Annotated in this window: 21 protein-coding genes and 1 riboswitch; of the genes, 15 read left to right on the top strand and 6 right to left on the bottom strand. The window is 47.5% G+C overall.

Going from position 1 to position 22,411, the window contains the following annotated elements:
- Positions 1–51: 51 nt before the first annotated feature.
- Complete coding sequence (locus L6I86_RS13755) at positions 52–636, top strand: hypothetical protein (protein ID WP_236287884.1); 585 nt, start codon at positions 52–54, stop codon at positions 634–636.
- Between the two features lie 36 nt (positions 637–672).
- The gene (gene lepB, locus L6I86_RS13760) at positions 673–1,230 is read left to right on the top strand and encodes a signal peptidase I (protein WP_236287886.1); all 558 of its coding nucleotides are present in this window, start codon (positions 673–675) and stop codon (positions 1,228–1,230) included.
- A gap of 42 nt (positions 1,231–1,272) precedes the next feature.
- Here the strand turns inward: lepB and L6I86_RS13765 are convergent, their stop codons facing one another.
- Positions 1,273–1,917 carry a response regulator gene (locus L6I86_RS13765; protein WP_236287888.1) on the bottom strand — a complete coding sequence of 215 codons (645 nt, stop codon included), beginning with the start codon at positions 1,915–1,917 and terminating at the stop codon, positions 1,273–1,275.
- Between the two features lie 146 nt (positions 1,918–2,063).
- Between L6I86_RS13765 and L6I86_RS13770 the strand changes: the two genes are divergently transcribed.
- From L6I86_RS13770 to pdaA, 4 genes are all read left to right on the top strand, one after another.
- Positions 2,064–3,611, top strand: coding sequence for a sensor histidine kinase (locus tag L6I86_RS13770; protein WP_236287890.1), 1,548 nt, complete (start codon positions 2,064–2,066; stop codon positions 3,609–3,611).
- On the top strand, positions 3,604–4,026 hold the full coding sequence (locus L6I86_RS13775; protein ID WP_236287892.1) for a response regulator: 423 nt from the start codon (positions 3,604–3,606) through the stop codon (positions 4,024–4,026). Before L6I86_RS13770 ends, L6I86_RS13775 begins: the two co-directional genes overlap by 8 nt.
- Positions 4,023–5,144 (top strand): HD-GYP domain-containing protein, encoded by a 1,122-nt coding sequence (locus L6I86_RS13780; protein ID WP_236287894.1) that lies wholly within the window; start codon positions 4,023–4,025, stop codon positions 5,142–5,144. Before L6I86_RS13775 ends, L6I86_RS13780 begins: the two co-directional genes overlap by 4 nt.
- 107 nt (positions 5,145–5,251) lie before the next feature.
- Positions 5,252–6,022 carry a delta-lactam-biosynthetic de-N-acetylase gene (pdaA, locus tag L6I86_RS13785; RefSeq protein WP_236287896.1) on the top strand — a complete coding sequence of 257 codons (771 nt, stop codon included), beginning with the start codon at positions 5,252–5,254 and terminating at the stop codon, positions 6,020–6,022.
- 118 nt (positions 6,023–6,140) lie between these two features.
- On the opposite strand, the gene L6I86_RS13790 is transcribed toward pdaA, so the two are convergent.
- On the bottom strand, positions 6,141–7,052 hold the full coding sequence (locus tag L6I86_RS13790) for a peptidyl-prolyl cis-trans isomerase (RefSeq protein WP_236287898.1): 912 nt from the start codon (positions 7,050–7,052) through the stop codon (positions 6,141–6,143).
- 266 nt (positions 7,053–7,318) lie between these two features.
- Between L6I86_RS13790 and trxB the strand changes: the two genes are divergently transcribed.
- The 3 genes from trxB (at position 7,319) to tpx (ending at position 9,223) form a co-directional block, all read left to right on the top strand.
- Positions 7,319–8,311 carry a thioredoxin-disulfide reductase gene (gene trxB / locus L6I86_RS13795; protein WP_236287900.1) on the top strand — a complete coding sequence of 331 codons (993 nt, stop codon included), beginning with the start codon at positions 7,319–7,321 and terminating at the stop codon, positions 8,309–8,311.
- A complete protein-coding gene (trxA, locus tag L6I86_RS13800; protein WP_236287902.1) occupies positions 8,301–8,612 on the top strand; it encodes a thioredoxin in 312 nt (103 codons plus the stop codon). The genes trxB and trxA overlap by 11 nt, the downstream gene beginning before the upstream one ends.
- Before the next feature lie 80 nt (positions 8,613–8,692).
- Positions 8,693–9,223, top strand: coding sequence for a thiol peroxidase (gene tpx / locus L6I86_RS13805; protein ID WP_236287904.1), 531 nt, complete (start codon positions 8,693–8,695; stop codon positions 9,221–9,223).
- Positions 9,224–9,519: 296 nt separating this feature from the next.
- Here tpx and L6I86_RS13810 read toward each other — a convergent pair whose 3' ends face one another.
- Complete coding sequence (locus L6I86_RS13810) at positions 9,520–11,901, bottom strand: UvrD-helicase domain-containing protein (RefSeq protein WP_236287906.1); 2,382 nt, start codon at positions 11,899–11,901, stop codon at positions 9,520–9,522.
- An 89-nt stretch (positions 11,902–11,990) separates the two neighbouring features.
- On the opposite strand from L6I86_RS13810, the gene L6I86_RS13815 reads away from it, so the two are divergent.
- On the top strand, positions 11,991–12,845 hold the full coding sequence (locus tag L6I86_RS13815) for a YihY/virulence factor BrkB family protein (RefSeq protein WP_056611019.1): 855 nt from the start codon (positions 11,991–11,993) through the stop codon (positions 12,843–12,845).
- A 53-nt stretch (positions 12,846–12,898) separates the two neighbouring features.
- Here the strand turns inward: L6I86_RS13815 and uvsE are convergent, their stop codons facing one another.
- Positions 12,899–13,846, bottom strand: coding sequence for a UV DNA damage repair endonuclease UvsE (uvsE, locus tag L6I86_RS13820; protein ID WP_236287908.1), 948 nt, complete (start codon positions 13,844–13,846; stop codon positions 12,899–12,901).
- 636 nt (positions 13,847–14,482) lie between these two features.
- Entirely contained in the window at positions 14,483–15,895 is a 1,413-nt protein-coding gene (pyk, locus tag L6I86_RS13825; RefSeq protein ID WP_236287909.1) for a pyruvate kinase, read from the bottom strand.
- A gap of 125 nt (positions 15,896–16,020) precedes the next feature.
- On the opposite strand from pyk, the gene L6I86_RS13830 reads away from it, so the two are divergent.
- Positions 16,021–16,803, top strand: coding sequence for a helix-turn-helix transcriptional regulator (locus L6I86_RS13830; RefSeq protein WP_236287911.1), 783 nt, complete (start codon positions 16,021–16,023; stop codon positions 16,801–16,803).
- Between the two features lie 11 nt (positions 16,804–16,814).
- Here the strand turns inward: L6I86_RS13830 and L6I86_RS13835 are convergent, their stop codons facing one another.
- Entirely contained in the window at positions 16,815–17,531 is a 717-nt protein-coding gene (locus tag L6I86_RS13835) for a DUF3105 domain-containing protein (protein ID WP_056611008.1), read from the bottom strand.
- 200 nt (positions 17,532–17,731) lie between these two features.
- Here L6I86_RS13835 and L6I86_RS13840 point away from each other — a divergent pair, with 200 nt between their 5' ends.
- The 4 genes from L6I86_RS13840 to L6I86_RS13855 all read left to right on the top strand — a co-directional run bounded on the left by L6I86_RS13840 (position 17,732) and on the right by L6I86_RS13855 (position 22,388).
- The gene (locus L6I86_RS13840; protein ID WP_236287912.1) at positions 17,732–19,177 is read left to right on the top strand and encodes a methyl-accepting chemotaxis protein; all 1,446 of its coding nucleotides are present in this window, start codon (positions 17,732–17,734) and stop codon (positions 19,175–19,177) included.
- Between the two features lie 72 nt (positions 19,178–19,249).
- Positions 19,250–19,359: riboswitch (TPP riboswitch) on the top strand.
- Between the two features lie 140 nt (positions 19,360–19,499).
- Complete coding sequence (locus L6I86_RS13845; protein WP_236287913.1) at positions 19,500–20,096, top strand: ECF transporter S component; 597 nt, start codon at positions 19,500–19,502, stop codon at positions 20,094–20,096.
- Positions 20,097–20,100: 4 nt separating this feature from the next.
- Entirely contained in the window at positions 20,101–21,600 is a 1,500-nt protein-coding gene (locus L6I86_RS13850; protein ID WP_236287916.1) for an ABC transporter ATP-binding protein, read from the top strand.
- Entirely contained in the window at positions 21,591–22,388 is a 798-nt protein-coding gene (locus tag L6I86_RS13855; RefSeq protein WP_236287917.1) for an energy-coupling factor transporter transmembrane component T family protein, read from the top strand. The genes L6I86_RS13850 and L6I86_RS13855 overlap by 10 nt, the downstream gene beginning before the upstream one ends.
- Positions 22,389–22,411 lie beyond the last annotated feature (23 nt).

Consider the following 22,411-nt stretch of genomic DNA (forward strand, 5'->3'; position numbering starts at 1 on the left):
TCACCTTTGTGGATCTCCGGCTTCTCTTAATGAATCAGAAGGAGCTGCAATATGAAGCACAATAACGAGCAAAAACAGATAAGATCGAAGCGAAAAGTCGTTGCTGGAATTGTTTCTTTAACGGTTATCATTACGGCCTCAGCCGGGATTTCCTACGCCGATACGGATCTTGCTGGCTCTATGACTTCGTGGTTTGCGAAGAAAACAGGGCAAGTTATGCAAAGCTTGGATGTTTCCATACAATCCGAGACGGAAAAGCAAAAGGAATTGTTGAAGAAAGAATTGCAGCTTCGACTCGAAACGTCGGCTAAAAGTTTAGATGCTTTTACGGAGGAACAGAAGCGGTTGCGCTTGGAAACGCTAGGCCGGTATGCCCAAAGCTTGCTAGCCAAAGTGGATTTCCAATCGGTGCAGGACCGAGAGCAAATTTTAAGCAAGCTTCAAGCAATTGTAGATAGCGCACAGGTAGGAATGGATGAGTTAGTTGGTAGTTATGTACCGCCAACACTTACCTTTGTACCCACAGCGCCTATTGTGCAAACTGTGCCGCCACAACAACCGTCTACAGTTACTGGAGATGTGTATGGACAACAGCCAACACCTACTACTGTGACTGAAGTTACCTACAACAATTAACGACAACAGAATTTAGTCATAGAGGTGAATAGAAGTATGGAAGAAGTCGTGTCAGCTATACCGGCAACTAGTAAGAAGAAAAGTGAAGTGTGGGGATGGATCCGATTTGTCTTACTCCTAGGACTTGCCTTTATTCTAATAAATAATATGATCGGGCTTACTAAGGTTTCAGGAAATTCAATGAATCCTTCCTTACAGAATGGTAACATCTTGCTCATGAATAAAATTCCGCTTTTCTTTTCATTACCCGAATACGGAGATGTAGTGGTTATTAAGGATCAGCGGCTAGGATTTTCCATTATTAAACGCGTAATCGGCGTTCCAGGCGACCATGTACTTATTGCTAATGGCATCATATATGTTAATGGCAGTCCACTGCCTGAGTTGTATACGGTAGGGAAGTCGGAAGATATGGGAGAGATAATTGTGGAAAATGGGCATTTGTTTGTTGTTGGAGACAATCGGAATTTGGGAGAGAGTAAGGATAGTCGAGATCCTTCCTTAGGTCAGGTTCAATTGAAAGATGTGAAAGGCTATGCGGCCATTTCCTTATTGCCTATGCATCGTATTTCTAAGCCACTTAACTTGAAGTGACAAGAAAGATCCGGCGGGGTATCCCGACGGATCTTTCTTGTGTTAACGCTGAAGTTCAAACTGAACTAATCCCTTGGAGAGAGCGTATAAGGCAGCTTGTGTACGATCCGATAAATCAAGCTTAGCCAAGACTTGACTCACATGTTTCTTAACCGTGAATTCTGTGATAAATAGCGCGGTGGCGATTTCTTTATTCGAATATCCTTTGCCTAGGGCAAGCAGAACCTCCAGTTCTTTGGGAGTCAGCTCGGAAAGTATGTTTTCTTGATCCGCTGAAGTATCCTCCAACAGAGAGCTCATTAAATCAGGATCGTAGTATTTACGTCCACGAGAAACGACCTCGATTGCGTATAAGAGATCTTCCGGAAAAGCCTCTTTTAAGCAGATCCCCTCGATTTGTTGGGATTGGGCTAGCTGTAGTTCACTTCGTGTGATGGATGAGGTTAGTATCATGAATTTGCAGGTATGTCCCGCACGGCGGACTGCTTGAATCGCGTCCAAACCATTGTCGCTCCCTAAATTCAAATCAACAAGGATGATATCCGGGGTAAATTGTTCTAACAGAAGTAGTGCTTCTCTGGTGCTGGCGGCTTCTCCTAGAACATGTATGAGTGGGCTGGATGACACGATTGTACGAATACCTTGGCGAACAAGTGGATGATCATCGAGGATGATGATGTTAGTCAAGCGGTTAACCTCCTATATAAAGCGAATTTATGTTATAGTTGTATAGTTCTAAACTACTAGGACTTTAAGACTAAATAATTCATTATTATATAACACATTCTTCCAAATTACCATTAAGATTACATTAAGCTTAGGAGAAGTTAGACATGTTTTTGCAAAGAAAAACGGGCTTATATGTATTCCTTGCCTTCAGATGGGCGTTGCTGCTGATCGGGCTCTTCATGTATGCCAAACATAATCCAGTTACACCGGAGTTAGTGTTGACGGCTGTACTTTTCCAAACCATATATAGTTTTGCTCAAATTAGAAACTCTAAAAAGATAAGACTGCTAACAGCAATAATAGATGTATGTTTTAGTATGTATTTAATTAGCCAAACGGGGGGGCTTTCGAGCCCGATTCTGATTTACAGCTTCGTTGGTTTGATTACATTCAAAAGGTTTGTAACGTGGAACGCATATTATTCCATCATACTATTGTATTCGCTGCTTGTTCCCCTGCTGTTTTCCAGTGCAGTTTCATTGTCCAGGTATGGGTATATGATTAAGCATTTTAATTATTTTATTGTCGTACTCATCTTCTTACTTAGTATGGGCCTGACCCATTACGGAATTAAGGTAATTCGCCAAGAATACAGGAAGCTCATGATGGTCTATGCATCTAGTTCTTATACCGCTTCAGCTAAGATGCAGGGCATCATCCCTTATTCGGAAGGTGTGCTGAAGAAGGTGTTGGATGATCGCGAAGTCATTCTGTGCTTGGCTAGTGTAAGTGATTCAGAAAAGCCTCAAAGCTGGAGACAGACGTACTATACGAATTATTTGATACAAAATAGACCGTATTCTTTCAAGGTGTATGCGGACGTGCCTTCGCCGACAGGTGAGGTTTTGAAATTTTATATTGAAACGCTGAAGGATCGTCAGGGAACTATCTACGGCTGGTTACTTGTGCAAGCGGATAAGGACGAATTGACTGTTCTACATAAACTGTATATTCACTTTATTCTTATCCGATTGGAAGCGGATCAATTTGTCAAAGGGGAATTGGCGCACGCAGCAGAGACAGCCGTTGCGAAAGAACGGGATAGCATCGCGCAAAATATTCATGATGGTATCGCACAGGAGCTATTCTTTATCTCTATCCAGCTGTTTCAATTGAAACAATCCCTCCCGGCAGATACACGTGAGCAAACACTTCCTTTTGTTATAGAGGTTGAGAAGAAAGTCAAAGAAAGTCACCGCGATATCAGGCAGTTCATTATCGAGCTGAAGGATGAGAAAAGGAAAATTAATCTTCATCATGCGATAGAGAAGCTGCTGCAACGAGTGACAGAACGCACCGAAGTAAAACCGACTTTTGAGAAGATAGGTTGGATAGCACATGAGCAGCTGCAAATCGAGGAAGCGATTTATCATTTGGTTGAAGAAGCGGCGAATAACGTCATCAAGCATGCGCAAGCCAAGCATATTTATGTGCAGATTGAGGTTACAAGTGTACAGTGGGCAGTCACAATTAGGGATGATGGGATAGGAATGACGTTATCTAAAGGGAATCCAGGGGGGCGTTACGGATTGGGAGGCATGGAAAGTCGTATCAAATCCTTGAATGGCGCGATATCCTTCCACTCGGAACCTGGTAAAGGTACTACGATTACGGCTTATATTCCACGTGAGAGGAGTATGGCATATGTATAAAGTTGTCATAGCCGATGATCGGCAATTGATTAGGGCAGGACTGCACATGTTACTTGACAGTTGTGGCTTGTACATCGTAGCGGGAGAGGCATCCGACGGCAATGAAGCCGTATCACAATCGCTGGCCCTTGTGCCCGATTTACTTCTTACAGATCTCAAAATGCCGGGGCAATGCATCATCGAGGGTGTCCGAATATTAAAGGAGAGATTACCGAATATAAAAATTATTATTTTAACCGCATTCGACGAAAGTGAAGATATTTATCGTGCATGTAAAGCGGGAGTGGATGGATATTTGATGAAAGATACAAGTCCGGAGACCATTCTTTCTACAATTCAAGAAGTGATGAAGGGGACTTCCATGTTTCAACCTAAGGAGAATAAGCTCTACTGGACGAGGGAGAATTTGCTATGAACATGATGCAGCGATTAAGTAAGCAACCCATTCATCAGCTATGCATGTTTATCATTGGCAGCATGGCTACATTATGCACATTGAGCGGTTTAGGCTATTGGTTGATTAGTCGAAATACAGAGTCTCACTTGTATATGATGGGATCGGCAACAGCCGCCGTATTTGGATGGGCGATGTATGGCTTGCAGCACCTGATGCCCGAACACAACCGGTACTCGAAGATGATTGCTCCCGCTTTAATATTTCTGGTTATCGTTATAACCACTTTATATAATCCGTTAGCGTTGCAACAAATGTGGGTGGCGCTTATTTTTTTTCCAGTTATGCTCAGTTTGTTGGTTGAATTCAGGATTTACATGTATGGCACGCTCTTATTCTTGGTTTACTTTATTAGTTTTCAAATATTGGGCCCAAGCTTTACGTCATATGGCGATACTTCATCTATTATCATGGCGACAACGAAAGGTGTTTATGCGCTTGGTTGTATCATTCTAGGTGTTATTATTCAAACCACCATGTTTCAATATAAACGCGATGCAGAAGCCTCCGCTTTTCAGAAACAGAAGCAGCAGGTGATTAATATGCTCCAATCCTTTATCTCGGTAGGAGAACGGAAAACGCAGACCTCACGCAAAGAAATTGGTGAAATGAGTACGTTGCTGAAGAAACTGGTTCATGCCTATGGCGGTCTAAGTGTACAGGAGTGGGAGATTGATTTACTTTCACTCATGCATTTTGTGAGCAGGGTGAAATTGCCGGATTATATGTTTGAAAAAGAAGGTAAATTATCGGAATTTGAGTACGAAGTTGTACAGGAGCATTGCTATATGGCGAGGGAACTGTGCGAAGGTATTCCGGATTTCCAGGGAGTAGAGAGGGTATTCTTGTATCATCATGAAAAAATAGATGGCACCGGTTATCCATTTCGCCTAGAAGGAGCTCAAATTCCAATCCTTTCGCAGATGCTTGGTATTGTAGAAATGTATCTCGCAATGACAGCACCTCGTTCCTATAGGCAGGAAACCTCGAAACAGGAGGCATATGCTGAGATTCAAAAGCTTACTAATTTTTCTTTTAGAGCAGACATCGTCGAAGCGTTCGGGAAAGTAATTGATTAAGGATTTACACATAATCTCCTGCCGTGGTGTGGCATATTAGTAACAGTTCCTGTTGGCAGTATCTCGCCACAACTCATCACACAAGGCAAGGAGTGCATGACATCCATATGAAAATCTTGCGCATTCTCCTATTTTCCCTAGCTATTATGGCGGGGCAGATGACCATGGTCTCAGCGGATGGAACCTATCATTTTGGTTTCAAAAAGAGTGTCAACGGCCAACCGCCATCGATTGATGAAGAGGGATTCAAGAGCCTCTTGAAGCAGCGCGGCGCTGTTTTTACAGGCGATCAATCACAAAAGGAATTGTACTTAACCTTCGATAATGGGTATGAACAAGGCTACACAGGTCGAATTCTGGATGTGCTTAAAGAGAAACAAGTGCCGGCTATATTTTTCGTGACTGGCCACTATATTCGGACAGAACCAGAGCTGTTGAAGCGCATGGCAGCCGAGGGGCATCTGATCGGCAACCATTCATGGAGCCATCCCGATATGAGCCAGATTCCAGCGGAGCGCATTCAGAAAGAGCTGAACCAAGTGAAAGAAGAAGTCGCAGCGGTGACGGGGCAAAAGGAAATGCACTATCTACGCGCGCCGCGGGGCATTTTCAATGACCGCTCACTGGCTGTTAGCCAAGAGCTGAACTACACGAATGTGTTCTGGTCCGTTGCGTATCGTGACTGGGAACCCAAGCATCAGAAGGGCTGGGAGTATGCCTACAAAAATGTGATGGCCCAGCTGCATCCAGGTGCTGTGATTCTGTTGCATTCGGTATCCAGCGACAATACGGAAGCGCTGGGAAAAATTATTGATGCTGCGCGGGCGCAGGGCTACCAGTTCAAAAGCTTAGACGAGATGAAGCTTCACACCCCGTAAAAGGATAGGAAAACCCCCTTAGCTGCTGTAGCTAAGGGGGTTTTGGTTTAGGTCAGTCCGACGCCATCAGTCCCGTCGGATACTGGCCCGAATTTACATACGTCTCACTAAGCTAGAACTAGGTTGTCTTAGTCAAATTGGCAAGATTATTTTCAATTTTTGCTTCGGATTTCTTTTGTTCCAACCAGGTTTGGGAAAGCGTTGAGATCTTTTGATCGACTAACGACTGTTTAATTGTAGCGGTTTTGTCTGCAAGCGTTGGTGTTGAAGCAGCTTTATGATCCGTTACTTTAATAACATCGTAACCTGTTGCTGTTTGTACCGCAGCGCTAAGACCGCCTGTTTCCAAAGCAAATGCCGCGGCTTCAAACGCTGGATCTCCTTGTCCTGCAGAGATATAGCCTAGATCTCCGCCTTTATCCTTGGTAGCTGCATCCGTGGAACTTTCCTTCGCAAGTGTGGCGAAATCCCCGCCGCTTTTCAACTTCGCTATAATGGCATTGGCCTCAGCTTCCGTCGCTACAGAGATATGAGAAGCTTTCACTTGTGCAGGTACTTTTAAGGATTCTAAATTTTCATCATAATATTTTTTGATTTCATCGTCAGTGACTGTAACTTGTGGCTCCAAAATCTTTTTCAACGTTACTTGCGATTGCATGTTTTTCTTCAAATCATCTAGAGTCATGCCGTAGTTGGCAAGCGCTTGGTTGAATTCATCTTCAGAGCCATACGTAGCTTTAATCGTTTGAATCTCGTTCGTCACATCGGCATCCGTGATCTGGATTCCCGCTTTCTTACTCTCTTGGCTAATAAGCTCTTCCGTGATCATCGAGTCTAACGTTTGTGCTCCGCCACTGGCTACCAACGCGTTATACAGCTTCGTCGTACTGATTTCAACTCCATTGACCTTGGCAACAGCTTTCTCATCATTATTTTTAGAAACGGGTGGGAAAACCGAAGCATAAGCGATCAAGATGACCAAAAGGGCGGATGATGTCCATATCCAAGTGCGATTATTTTTTGAATTCATGTATATACTTCCTCTCGTGATGTGACTGTTGGTGTCGTTCTCGTTCTGAAACCCATTATGCCTGACCAAGCTGAAGGAAGTATGAGTGGAAGCTGAATGCGAGCTTAATACATAATTGGACTGCCATATTTAATTGTGTGCAATTTAATTGTTGACAAAGTTGATGGTGATTGATATGATTCTCTCATAAGGTTTGTTACAAATTAAATTGTGCGCAACGTTAATTCGTGGCATCAGCACTACGGTAATAAAAAGGAGGAATTCCTATGCATCACAAAGCGATCATTATCGGTACAGGACCTGCGGGACTAACCGCAGCCATTTACTTAGCACGAGCGAACATCTCACCACTCGTTATTGAGGGTATACAGCCAGGTGGTCAACTGACCACAACAACAGAAGTCGACAATTTTCCAGGTTTCCCAGATGGGATCACAGGACCTGAGTTAATGGATAATATGCGGAAACAAGCGCTTCGCTTCGGGGCTACGATTCAATCGGGACGCGTAACGGAGGTTGATTTCTCTAAACGTCCATTTACCGTATTTCTCGAGGATGGCGGGCGATTGACTGCGGACTCGCTGATTATTTCAACAGGTGCAACAGCTAAGAAATTAGGGATACCTGGCGAAGCTGAAAATATTGGCAAAGGGGTAAGTACCTGTGCAACGTGTGACGGGTTTTTCTTCCGGAACAAAAAAATCATCGTCATCGGCGGCGGTGACACAGCAATGGAGGAAGCACAGTTCTTAACTCGATTCGCCTCCGAAGTGCGTGTGGTGCATCGTAGAGATGATCTCAAAGCTTCGAAAATCATGCAGGATCACGCTCGCGCCAACAACAAAGTAGCTTGGAGCTTAAATCGTACACCACTTGAAGTGGTGGCAGGGCCGATGGGTGTGACAGGACTGAAAGTCCACAATAACGCTACAGGTGAAGAAGAGTTATTGGAGGCGGATGGGATTTTTCTAGCGATCGGACATACGCCGAATACCGGTTTCTTAGGTGGGCAGCTGCCAACCGATGAACTAGGTTACTTGCAAGTGATTCCAGGTACGTCCCAAACGTCGATCCCAGGGGTGTTCGCTTGCGGCGATGTACAAGATCGCATCTATCGCCAAGCAATTACTTCAGCAGGCAGCGGTTGTATGGCCGCGCTTGATGCTGAACGGTTTATTTCGGAGCATGCTTCACAAGAACAAGAACAAGAACAAGAACAAGAACTAGAACTTCAAGGAGGAATGAGCTATGTCCGTTAATCATATATCTGATGCTACTTTTCACAATGAAACAGGTACCGGTACCGTCCTCGTCGATTTCTGGGCGCCATGGTGCGGACCTTGTAAAATGATCGCTCCGATCCTAGATGAACTCTCGGCTGAACTCGGTGACGCTGCGAAAATCGTTAAAATTAACGTCGATGATAACCCAGAGTCCGCTGCAAAATACAATGTGATGAGTATCCCAACCTTACTTGTTTTTAAAGATGGGCAAGTGGTCGATCAGTTGGTTGGGTTGCAGAGCAAAGAGAAGTTGAAAGCTGTTATTGCAGCGGTTTAAGTTAAGCCGTATTTCATAAATCGTAGTAAAACCATTCACGATGAATATATCATTCACATAACCCTTAGGAGGATTACGATATGACACAGACACATCTACAAGAACGCACAGGCATCGCTACCCTTGGCGGCAATCCAATCACTTTACTGGGACCAGAAATCAAAGTCGGGGATCAAGCGCCGGATTTTAAAGTGAATAAGGATCTAATGACCGAAGTCAGGCTGGCGGATTATGCGGGCAAAGTGAAGCTCATTTCCGTTGTGCCCTCCGTCGATACAGGGACTTGTGACGCCCAGACGCGCCGCTTCAATGTGGAAGCCGACAAACTTGGCGACGACGTCGTTATTCTGACGATTTCGGTGGATCTGCCTTTTGCACAAAGCCGTTTCTGCGGGGCCGCCGGTATTGATAAAGTCGTCACCCTATCTGACTACAAAAACCGTTCATTCGGTCAAGCATACGGGGTGCTTATTAAAGAGATCCAGTTAGATCAGCGTGCGATCTTCATCGTGGATGCGAATGATACGGTTCGCTATGTGGAGTATTTGACTGAAATGAGTCACCATCCGGATTATGAGGCAGCTTTGGAGGCGTTGAGAGCGTTAGTGTAAATGCGTTTGTGTAAAATGTCGAGATGAAAGAAAAGAGCAGTCATCCCTTGTGGGATGGCTGCTCTTGGTATGAAGAGAGAATGTTGCAGGTTGTACAACAATTTATAGGTTGAAGGTTCATGTAGCAGGGTAATGTTGTATGCCTTACAACATTAATGCTTGAATTTGCCGGAAATGGCACAAATCCAAGAACTATGTTGTATGCGATACAACATTTAGCCGGAAATGACACAAATCCAAGCATAACGTTGTAGTTTCTACAACATCCGAGTCTAAAGAGGAAGATGATAAGAGAGCTACCGCCGCGCCAGCGCGATCTCGCGGCTGCCCTTGACCATGCCCGCGCCGCAGAGCGGGCACGCCTTCGCCGCCAGTCGTGCCTCCTGCGGCGAAGAAATCCGTGACCAGGCTTTGCAGCCGGCCGCGCTGCACAACCACGCCGCGACCCGCTCGGTCGCGGTCGCAGCAGCCCCAGCCACGGCTCCGCTGGTGGCTGAACGCCCGCCAGTCGCGGCTCCGCCAGCGACTGCGGAACGACCGGCCGCGGCTCCGCTAGTGGCCGTAAACCCGCCAGCCGGCTTGCTGCGGCTGGTCACAACGCCTGCGTCCGCGCCAGGGAACGCGGACAGCAAGAAGCGGGAAGGCTCCGCCTTCTTCCCGCGGTAGAACGCCGGCGAGCTGATCAGCAGCTCGCCCTTCGCCCTTGTCACGGCGACATAAGCCAGTCGCCGTTCTTCCTCGAGCGCGGCGGTTCCCTTGTCGCGCCCCGCAACGCCTGCCATTTTGACATCGTCCAAATGGCTTGCATCGAGTGCCGAGGAATGCGGCATATTGCCTTCAATTGCACAGAGCAGGTACACAATCGGGAACTCGAGTCCCTTCGATTTATGAATCGTCATCAGCGAGATTTTATCCGCGAATTGTTCTTTGCTTTGCATCCGCATTTCCGTGCGTTTTTCCGCCACTTCATGGATAAAATAAAGGAACTGCTCGACCGTGTTGAACCTCTTGGCGGAGGATTCGAGCTCATCCAGCGTTTCCTTCAGCATTTCACGATGTTGTGTAAGCTTGCTGCGCTTATTCGTCTCCAGGAACGTATCGTAGAAATCTTTGCGAATCGCCTGAATGGCTGCGAGTGGCGTCATCTCTACGAGAGATTTGATCAAACGAATGCGGGCTTTCAGCTTTTCTTTCTGAAATTCCTTTAACTGTGGGAGCCCTAGCAGATGGATTAAAGGCCACTTTTTAGCCTGAATCGCTTCTTGATCTTGAATAATACGCATGCCTTGGTCTCGTCCAATATATAATGAGGGGAGGACCCCTTCGATGGCTTCGAAATTCCGACGCTCATGGGCAATCCGTAAATGGTCAATAATCGGCTTCACCATCCACTGCTCGTAGAACGAATCATTGGTGCCATAATCCACGAAAGGGAGGTTATGCAGAATGAGTTGCTCAATAATAGCCCGACTGTTGCTCGCTGTTCGATACAAAATCGCGAAATCCCCATACTGGCTACCACCCTCAGCGACTTTAAGCCGAATATCGTCGATTAACCAATCCGCCTCGTCATCACTATTCGCTGGTTTCACATAATGCGGTTTTTGGGTACTTTCTTTAGTAGCTAGGAGTGTTTTGGATTTACGCTGCACATTATGCTTTATGATCGCATTGCCTAAGCCAACAATACTTGATGTAGACCGATAGTTGATATCTAGCGTTACGGTTGTTGCTGTAGGGTACTGCTCATGGAATTGCAAAATAAATTCATTTCTCGCCCCATTAAACGAATAAATCGTTTGGTCATCGTCACCAACGACCATCAGATTCTGATGAGCTGCCGCAATCATTTTAATAATTTCATACTGAACCGTATTCGTATCTTGGAATTCATCGACGCTGATGTATGTGAATTTCCGCTGCATAGAGCGCAAAATTTCAGCATTGAGGAGGAGCAGTTGGTACGCTTTGATCAAAATATCATCGAAATCGATTTTCTGTTGCTCCATTTTCCATTGTTCATACTGTAAGAAAATCTTCTTAACTTCCTGTTCTTCTTCCGTGCCTTCGGGGAGATCCTCAACCTCCATGAGCTGCATCTTGTAGGAGGAAAGCAGGGAAATAAGCACCTCAGGCTGATACGTATCCTGCAAGCCCATACTAAGCATGATCCGCTTGAATACAATTTGCTGAAAGCGGCCATCACTCAGAATTTCTTGCTGCAGCCCGTTCATTCGTAGAAGTCGCAGGCAAAAGGCATGAAACGTCCGTACCTGCATCACATTAGCCATACTCGCATGCAAACCTGGCAGCGTCGTGAGACGTTCGCGCATTTCTTCGGCAGCTTTCTTAGAAAACGTAATAAGCAGCAGATTCGCAGGTTGTACCTGATGAACGCGGAGCAAGTAGGCAACACGGCATACCAACACCGTCGTCTTTCCGGAACCTGCGCCAGCTAGCGTGAGTAGTGGGCCTTTGAAGTGTCGGACTGCCTTGATTTGAGCTTCATTGAGCAGAATACCGTGCTCCTCCAAATCGCGGAAGAAATAACTATCCGAATCACTATCGGGTACGAGCTTTGTGCTATTGGTAAGAAGCGCCATTTGGGCATGCGGAATCGGTCGCTCTGTAGTTGGTTTATAGCCTAACGGCGTTGTATACATAGGAATGGAATTCATGTGACCACCTGTTTCATAACATTGTTTCTTGCAAGACTGAACCACCTATTCTACCATAAAAATGGCCGTAAGAAAGGAAAAATAGACGTATGGTTAAATCTTACGCGAAATTGTTGTGGGGGCAGTTCAATGAACATGATGCTACCGGGTTAGCCGCGCAGTGCGCTTACTATTTTCTGCTCTCCCTTTTTCCATTACTGCTATTCGTGATGAGTTTGCTCGGCTACTTGCCGTTCTCCTCCGACGATGTCATCGGTTTGATTCGGGAGTACATTCCGGGTGCTGTGGCGGGGTGGCTCGAGGAAACGCTCAGTAATCTACTCAATGTCAAAAGAGGCGGCACACTCTCCTTCGGATTAATTTTGGCCTTAGTGAGTGCCAGCGCGGCGATGAACGCCATTGTCCGAGCAGTCAACAAAGCGTACGGATTGCCCGCGCGTAAGAGCTTCATTCACTCTCGCTTTTTAGCTATCATGCTCACGTTAGGTATGTTAATCGTGATCATTTCGGCGCTGCTGCTCAGCGTGTTCGGTCACTGGATTGGAGATTGGTTGGCGGAGCACGTTCACGTGGCGTCTGCCCATATTGAGCTGTGGAATCATCTTCGCTGGATTATTAACTTTGTCATCATTTTTGCCGTATTCATCGGCATTTACTATATCGCACCCAACACCTGTTTAACGTGTAAAAGCGTGCTGCCAGGCGCCTTATTCGCCGCCATCGGTTGGCAAGGAACGTCGTTGGCATTCTCCTTTTATGTCAACAGCTTCACCAACTACAGCGCGACGTATGGCAGTATTGGCGGGATCATCGTGCTGATGACCTGGTTCTACATCTCAGCGCTCATTATTATTATTGGCGGCGAAATTAATGCTTTGCGCCATGTGAAAAATATACACAAGGCCAATGCGGCCCTTGATACGACGGAAAAGAACCGTTTCTGAGAACATCAGAATCGGTTCTTTTTGTGTAATCCTATTTAGGTCGGTCTGCGAACTCACCAGCTCAGCACCCCACCCTCCAACCGCTTAACGCCGCGGATTTTGCCAAGCTGTTCCGCAAGTCGGAACAGAGCCAAATCCTTCACCTTCGCTTCAATCATGACGTCGATGCGGGGGAGATCGATCTCTTTGCAGCTTTTGAGAAAAGCCGTAAGCATCTCTGGCTCGATGTAATCCGCGTGGGAACGAAATTCCTTCTCGCTCTTGGGCGAGGAAATGTGGATCTTCATCGGCAATTCTCCCCATGTCTGGGCAATCTGGGGGAGTAGCTCGATGGGGGAAACTGCTGACGGATTGCACCAATCGTGGTGCAAATCCAGCATGCACGGGCGCTGCAGCTTCTGGCTAACGGCAAGCGTTTCCTCCAATGTGTACGTTTTATCGTCGTTCTCGAACGTCAGCCGTCGCATCGCAGACTCGGGCACCTTCGGCGCATTGTCGAAAAGCTTCTGCGTCGCGGACTCCTTATCGCCATACACCCCGCCAACATGGATGTTAATGATGGCAGCCTCGTCTAGCCCCATACCATCCAGAATGGCCGTATGATAATTCAAGTCCTCGATCGCCGCAGCAACGACCTTATCGCTTCCGTTGAGCAGCGTGAATTGATTGGGATGCATGCTGAGGCGAATATCGTGTGCCTTCGCGAAGTCACCGAGCTTGCGAAGCTCCTCCGCGTACTCCGCGGCAATATCAATCCGCACATCGGGATGTGTAGCCAGGGGGATTAGTGCGGACGATAATCGAAACAAACGAATGCCGTGAGCGGCATTGTAAAAGAGAATTCGTTGCGTCGCTTGGAGGTTTTTGCGGCCAATTTCAATGGCTCTCTGCATGGCCTCTTCGCGCGGCCGTTCGGAGAATAGCTTGTACGTGAATGTCGAGCTAGGTGTGTTGTTGAAAATCGCCATTGCAGTAGAAACGAATCCAAGTCGAATAATCACATGCGTCCTCCGTTGCTCGAAAGTTAATGTTACTCTAGTGTACCCCTTTTTCTAGCTAGCTTTCTAACAAATTTCATCTTGGCCAGTAGGACGCGAAAACCTCCCACTCCACAGGACAAAAGTGGAGGGGAGGCTTAAATGTCTGCGGTACGCAGGTAGTTTAACTATAGTAACCATTCAATAAGTCTGAAATAACGAAACTCCTGCATGAGTCGTTCGTTATTGCAGTCTCAGCAGCGCATCAGCACCAAACTCACTCCGAGCCGTCGAAAGTAGCCTTCTCAGCAATCCAACTAGTGTGAAATAACGAAACTCCCGCATGAGCCGTAGATTATTGCAGTCTCAGCAGCGTCTGAACACCAAACTCGCTCCGAGCCGTCGAAAGTAGGCTTCTCAGCAATCCAACTAGTGTGAAATAACGAAACTCCCACATGAGCCGTTCATTATTGCAGTCTCAACATCGCATGAGCACCAAACTCGCTCCGAGCCGTCGAAAGTAGCCTTCTCAGCAATCCAACTAGTGTGAAATAACGAAACTCCCACATGAGCCATCGATTATTGCAGTCTCAGCAATGCATGAGCACCCAAATCACTCCGAGCCGTCGAAAGTAGGCTTCTCAGCACCAACTACTGCCCCTAAACCCGCTCAACCTTCAACAGGTTGGTCGTACCGGACTTCCCAACTGGAATACCTGCGGAGACGACGGTGAGGTCGCCTTTTTTCACATAACCAAGCGTCTCAGCTTGGCTGATCGCGGAGCGAATCATCGCATCCGTGGATTCGCAGAACTCACCAAGAACAGGGATGACACCCTGCACCATGCTCAATTGGCTGATCGCGTGCTGGCTGTTCGTAACCGCGATGATAGGTGCTTCTGGGCGGTATTTTGCAATCATCCGCGCCGTGAAGCCTGTCTCTGTCGGTGTTAGAATCGCCGCAGCATGCAGCTTGTTCGCGGAGGATACAACCGCTTGGCACAACACTTCGGTAATCTCGTTGTTGGATTGCAGCTGAGCGTCAACCAAGGAGCTGCGCACCATAGTTTGCTCGACGCGCTCAGCGATGGTCGCCATCATCGTCACGGACTCGATCGGATATTTACCAGCGGCTGTCTCGCCGGAAAGCATCACAACGTCACTGCCATCAAGCACGGCATTGGCCACGTCACTCACTTCAGCGCGAGTCGGACGCGGGTTGCGCTGCATGGAATCCAGCATTTGCGTAGCTGTGATAACTGGTTTACCAGCGAGGTTACAAGCGCGAATCATATCTTTTTGTGCAATTGGAACTTCCTCAGTCGGAATTTCAACCCCAAGGTCACCACGGGCAACCATGATGCCATCGGACGCTTCCAAGATGGAAGCGAAGTTCGTCATGCCTTCTTCGTTCTCGATTTTGGAGATGATCGGTGTTAAGCCAGCGCCGTGCTGCTCAAGAAGCGCGCGAACCTCACGAACATCGTTTCCATTACGAACGAAGGACATCGCGACGATCGAAATATTTTCCTCAACACCGAATTTGATGTGCATGACATCGCGCTCTGTCACACCTGGCAACGATGTGCGTACACCTGGTAAGTTAACACCTTTGCGCTGCTTCAACTGAGCAGGGTTCAAGACGCTGCAAGTCACTTCTGTGCCGTCGATCATTTCAACACGCAATTCAATGGAGCCATCGTCGATCAATACAAGATTACCGGGCTTTACATCCTGCGGCAAGCCTGGGTAGTTCACGGATACGCGGCTAGAGTCGCCGATAATTTGTTCAGTTGTTAAGACGATGCGATCGCCCGTTTGCAAGTCATAGGAAGCATCTTTCAATTGACCGATGCGGATTTCTGGACCCTTGATATCCATAAGAATCGGGATAATAACGCCCATTTCTTGTGCAGCTTGACGTACACGCTGAATACGACCGCGGTGCTCATCCAAATCGCCATGTGCCATATTTAAACGCGCAACACTCATGCCGGCGCCAATTAATTCTTTTAGAGTTGCGACGGAGTCACAAGCAGGACCCATCGTACAAATGATTTTCGTTTTACGCATTGTGAAGGACTTCCTTTCGAATGTAAGAGATTAGTTGGCTTCATTATATGCCTTATCCATGCGATTTTCTATGAACTATAGTATGATATATGTAATATAGTATGATAAAAAGAGGCGGTGATTCTATGCAGCTAACTGGCTTTCACTATGACAAAAGCAGTACATGGAACGAGGAACAGCCCAATAAGCATCCGGATTGGACGCTTATATTCGTGATCTACGGCCGCTGTGTGTACTGGATCAATGAGAAGAAACAAGTGCTAGAGAAAGGGCAATGGCTGCTTATCCCGAGCGAAACTCCCTTCTATGACCGAAGTGTGCCAACGAAAATCCATGAGAAATTCGTGCTGCAATTTGATGCACAAGCAGCACAGGACATCTTTCCACTGCTCCAACAGCCATCCCACACGACACGTCTAACCGGCAAATTCGACATTATCGCGGATCGGCTGCGTTTGATTTATCGCGGCTGGCAAGACAAACAGCCCTATTACATGGCGCTATGTGACGCGCACCTGCAAGAGCTGTTTGTGTATCTCCAGCGGGAGTGGGATCAGGCTGCCACAACCTCGGCAACCGCACTTCTCGTGGAGCAAATGAAAGGGTATATCCAGAATCATTATCGTGAGCATGTCACCAAGGACGAGTTAGGCACCTGTATCTCCCGCTCGCCGAATTATGCAGCTTCGCTTTTTCGTCAAGTCACGGGTCAAACGATCAGCGAATTCGTTCACGTCACCAGGATCAAAACCGCCGTCTACATGCTGCGCCATTCCGCCCTGACCGTCACCGAAATCGCCGAGTTTATTGGCTATAATGATCCCTCTTATTTCTATCGCGTATTCCGAAGAATGACAGGTTTAGTGCCAACCGAACTCGTTTCAGATCGTGAAACGATTCGTAAATAATTCGTAAATAATTACATCGTTCCGCCGCCAAGTCGTATGTTAGCAGGAATTTGTTCAGGACCTTTGTTGATATAGTCGTGAATGAATGTGCCGACACTAGCTTCATCGAATTTGGCGAGTGACATTGTTTTCGTCCAAGCCGTAACCACGACCTCTTGATCAGCAGGAACATCCACATTCGGAACTGCGAGAACACCAGCACCAGCCGTCTTGAAGTGGGTCAAGTAGTCAAGTCGATCTTTCAGCTCCTTCGGTGCATCGGGATGGTAATGGATGATGATATCGCCGTGCTCCAAGTTGTGGACAAGCATCTCGTACCCAGGTCTCTCCTTATAGAAACCGAATTTCAAATCATGAGGGCTGTGCGTACCTGAAGTAGGGATTTTCATCTCATACATCAGGGTGCCATCTTTGTGATCGCGTCCGTAATCCTTATCTGTTGTGACCTGAATGTTGGCATGGAAATTAAGCTTATCTAGGCTGTATTTGCCTGCGGAGCTTTGAATGAGTGAAGTACCAACACTGCCGAGAGCGATAATGAGCAGGGCATGTGAGAGAAGGAGCCATGTTTTATGTTTCTTTTTCAGGGCTTGCTTTTCAGCCTTTTTCAACCGTGAGGTGTTGTCTTTGTTTATTCTTGCTGCGAGTACATAACCAATGATAGCTGCAATGAATAGAGCTAGTCCGATATAGAGCAATATGGTCATCATTTCAATCCCTTTCTGCATCGTGGAATCATCCACCCTGAATAAGTTCCTTTGTTGAAAAATAATGAGGACACTACAAATTGTAGTTTTTCTAAGGGGTGGAAGTCAACTTCTAATGTTATCCTGATTTTGGCATGGAAAATAGAGGGTTTGGCGCGCTACTTGTTGAATGCTGTAAAGAAATGTCTGATTATGTAGAAAGTTATTTAGGGGGAGTCACGATGACGGATCAACTGCTCGAATTAAACAGAAGGAATAGCTTAATGGTTAAGCTTTTATGGGCGTGTCTTGCACTTGGAGTCGCGGCTGCGTATACATCTGCATCTATGATGATAACCCTTTCTTCGGTCGGCGTACCGATTGCCATTGTATGCACGATTTTAACTTGGAAGAAGATTGCTATTCCGTATACGAAGTATGTAATTGCGGTTGGGCTTAGTGCGATTTCTTATTTTTTCATGTCACATAGTGCCTCTTTGTTTGGTTTATTTATTTTGTACTTAAGCTTAGCGCTCATTTCTTTATACATGGACTACAAGCCGCTCGTGCTCAATGGTGTGCTAGGGCTGATTAATATGAATGTTTACATAACGACGCTAACGCCACATGTGGATCCGATTGGGGTTAATGCTTTTTATCTGCTTACGATCATGACACTCATCGGTCAAAGTCAGATTGGTAGGAGAATGTTAACGAATGTTGCCAGAAGTGCGAAGCAATCGGAGATCGCAAAGATCAAAACGGATGAAGTGCTGTTAGGTATTCGTAATACGACAGAGGTACTGGGTACATCTAGTGGAAATCTGCAAGAGAATGCTGCAGTAACAGGTAGAATTACGGAGGAAGTCGTTGCTGCTTTTCAGGAGATTACGATTGGTATTGAATCACAAGCGTCCAGCATTAACGATATTACATCCGCTATTCAGAATGTGAATGAGACTGTGGAGCAGACCACTGCGGCATCGAATACGATGAGCAGCAGATCACGGGATACAGCGAGAATGACGAACGAAGGCAAGACCCAGATGGAAGATTTGTCGCTCAAAATCAATGATATCACCGTCATCGTCACTGAGACCTCCGACATCATGAATGAAGTGAATGAAGAAAACGTGAAGATCGGGAATATCGTTTCCACGATCGCAGATATTGCGAACCAGACGAATCTATTGTCGCTGAATGCTTCGATCGAGGCTGCTCGTGCAGGTGAGCACGGGAAAGGCTTCTCCGTTGTAGCAAACGAAATTCGGAAGTTGGCGCAGAATGCACACATCGCATCGACGGATATTTCGGAAATTCTCGGTTCCATTCAGGCCAAAGTTGTGACGGCCGTAGAGAAGGTTGCCATTGGCATTACTGCCGTAGAATCCGGTAAGAAATCGACAGATAGCGTGAATCAATTGTTCGAGGTTATCAACACGAATACAGCGGAAGTGATGGAGCAGGCGTCGCACTTGCAACGCATGAATCAACAATTGCAGATCTCATCGCAGCGGGTAGCGGAAGAGATGACTTCCGTTGCAGCGATTACCGAGGAGTCTGCAGCATCCGTTCAAGAAGTGCTGGCTAGCGCGGAAGTGCAGCAGCATCGGGTGCAGAATATCGTAGACAGCATCCGTCAATTAAACGGATTGACACAGGATCTGAAGCATCTGATCGAGAAATAAACGTCCAACGCAGACTTTTTGGGAAAAAAAGGATTGCCAAAGAGCGGCTAATCCGCTACAGTTAAGCCAAATGAATAGCAACACGGGTGCTTGATGAAGTCAGGCTGAGATAGTGGCCCTATGCCACTGACCGTTAATCTGATCTGGATAATGCCAGCGTAGAGACCTGATGTGCTTTTTTTATGCACAAATGTTCAAGCCTGCCGGTATTCTGGTAGGCTTTTTTTGTTCTTAAGGGGCAAAAGAGACCATGTATCCAAGGTTGGCGTGTTCGCCTATCTCATTGACAAATATGAATTAGGAAAAAGGAGTCGAGAAGAAGATGGCGCAAAAGGAAGCAAGCAAAAAAGGGTTGAAGCTGACAGATATTTTGATCACCATTGTCATTTCAGCCGTGTTTGGTGTGATTTATCGGATTTGGGGACCGATTTATGATCTCATGAAGCCGCTAGGCTTACATGCCGAGCAGCTGAGTTATGGTATGTGGTTCATGGCGGCAACTTTCGCGTTTCTTGTGATCCGCAAACCAGGTGTTGCCCTGTTAGCTGAGGTCGCGGCTGCAACGATTGAGGCCTTGTATGGCGGCCATTGGGGCGTATCGACGCTCGTCTTTGGATTATTGCAAGGGCTTGGTGCTGAGCTGGTGTTCGCGGCTTTCCGCTATCGTCGCACCAATGTGGGAGTAACAATACTTGCTGCCTTCGCTTCCGCCATCATGTCCATCTTTGTGGATACGTACTATGGCTATATCGATCAGCTGGCATTCTGGAATTATCTATTATTCATTGGTTTAAGATTACTGGGCAGTGCTTTGATTGCGGGTGTGTTCGCCTATTATTTGACAGGTGCCTTATCCCGCACGGGTGTACTGAATCTGATTCGTCCTGTTTCCGAAAAAGATTACGACGTATTGGGGTAACGAGATGAGCGAAGGAATGAGCGTTACAAATCTGCGGTTAAAATATCCCGGCGATGACGCCCCCCTGATTTTTCAGGGGGTTTCCTTTTCCATCGAGCGGGGTGAGAAGGTACTGCTGTTGGGACCTAGCGGCTGTGGCAAATCGACCCTGCTTCAGGTACTGAGTGGAATTGTCCCGGATATGATTGAGCTTCCGCTCAAAGCAGATGAGATTCGAAGGCCTAGCCGGTGGGGGTATGTGTTTCAAGATCCGGATACACAATTCTGTATGCCTTATATCGACGAAGAGATCGCGTTCGTGTTGGAAAATCAGGAAGTGCCGCGGGAAGATATGCCTGCGCGCATACTGTATTACTTGGAATTGGTCGGGTTACATGTGCCTGATGCGCATACGTTAATTAGTACGCTGTCCCAAGGGATGAAGCAGCGGCTAGCGATTGCAAGTGTGCTGGCGCTTGAGCCAGAGGTGCTCTTTCTCGATGAGCCCACGGCGCTGTTGGATGATGAGGGCACGAAGCAGGTATGGGACACGATTCGAGCAATCAGCGGGGACAAAACTCTCCTTATCGTCGAGCACAAAATTAGCGGCATGCTAGATTTGCTCGATCGATTGATCATTCTGACACCGGAAGGTAAGGTGTTGGCTGATGGGCCGCCGCTTGCCATGTTTGAAGCTTATAAAGAGCAAATGAGGGAATACGGTATCTGGTATCCCGAGGTGTGGGAGGATTACGCCAAGGAGAATCCGCAGGCGAATGTGAAGGGAGAGGGCCAAGGGAACATGCAGTCCATCAATGTGGGGCCGCTAGTACCCGTTATGGCCTTCCATGATTTCGTCGGTGTTCGCGGCGGGCAGATCAGGACCTCTGTGGATAACTTTAGCGTCTATCCAGGTGATTGGATCGCCGTTGTCGGTGCCAACGGTGCAGGCAAAAGCTCGCTCCTCCTCGCGATCATGCGGCTCATCCAAACCCGCGGAAGCTGTCTGATCGCGGGCGTGAAGGGCAACAAAGTCGAGCACCTTGCGGAGCGAGTCGGCTTTGTGTTCCAGAACCCGGAGTTCCAGTTCGTCACGAACTCCGTGGAGGAGGAGCTGACCTATGGCTTGCCAGAGGGTCAGCCGAAGAATGGGCAGTGGGCAGCGGCTGAGCTGCTGCTCCGGGAGTACGACCTGCTCGCGCTGCGCGAGCGGCACCCGTTCCAGCTCTCGCTGGGCCAGAAGCGCAGGCTCAGTGTGGCATCCGCGATGGTTCGCGGGCCACGCATCCTGCTGCTGGATGAGCCCACCTTCGGGCTCGATGCGAGCGGCACGCTGCGCATGCTCGAGCAGCTGGAGCGGCTGCGCGCCAGCGGGACTGTGATCGTGATGGTGACACACGATCACGAGATCGTCCAGCGCTGGGCCACGCGCGTCTGGCAGGTCGAGGCCGGGCGCGTGACGGAAGTCGCGCACGCACCCATTGTTTATGCTGCTCCGGGAGGTGAGCCACTGGTATGCAAATAACGTTCCCCTTTCGTGAAACGTGGCTGCATCGGGTGAATCCCGGCGTGAAACTTGTCTTATCGATTCTGCTATTCATCATTGTCGTCTTCACCCATAATCTCAACATGATGCTGTTCCTGACATTAGGCGCGTTGCTTCCGCTAGCGCTATTATCCGGACATCCAACGAAGAGACTGCTGCTTTATGCGTCGCCATTTCTGCTGATTTTCGTTTCCTCCACAGCGGGGATGATGATGTTCGGTATCGGTGAGACTGAATGGTTTCATCTCGGGATCATTCGAATTACCGAGGAAAGCTTCTACCGCGGGATCCATCTTGGTTTACGCGGCGTCCAAGTTGCCTCCGTTGGCTTGCTGTTCAGCTTGACCACACGGCCTGTCGCGTTGTTCTACGCGATGATGCAGCAGTGGAAGGTCGCGCCGAAGTACGCGTACAGCTTCCTGGCAGCGCTGCGCATGCTGCCAGTCATTCTAGAGGAGCTGCAGACGCTTCGCTATGCGCTCAAGGTTAGGGGCAAGCGTCAGCAGCGAAATCCGCTGACATCTTGGTACACCACGATGCGGATGATTGCCATTCCGCTGCTGGCCCAAAGCATTCGCCGTGCCCATCGGACGGCGGTGGCGATGGAAGCGAAGCGTTTTTCGATGAATCGTAAACGCACGTATTATTATGTATCTTCTTATTCGATGTTAGATGTATATTACAGTCTCTACTGGGTCGTCCTCATTGCAGCATCCTATTGGCTCGCGGTTACGTGGCCGCTACTAAACAATGTAGATGTGCGTTAGAAGAAGAGCAACCCAACTCGTGG

This window comes from Paenibacillus allorhizoplanae, assembly GCF_927798215.1.
GTDB classification, from domain to species: domain Bacteria; phylum Bacillota; class Bacilli; order Paenibacillales; family NBRC-103111; genus Paenibacillus_E; species Paenibacillus_E allorhizoplanae.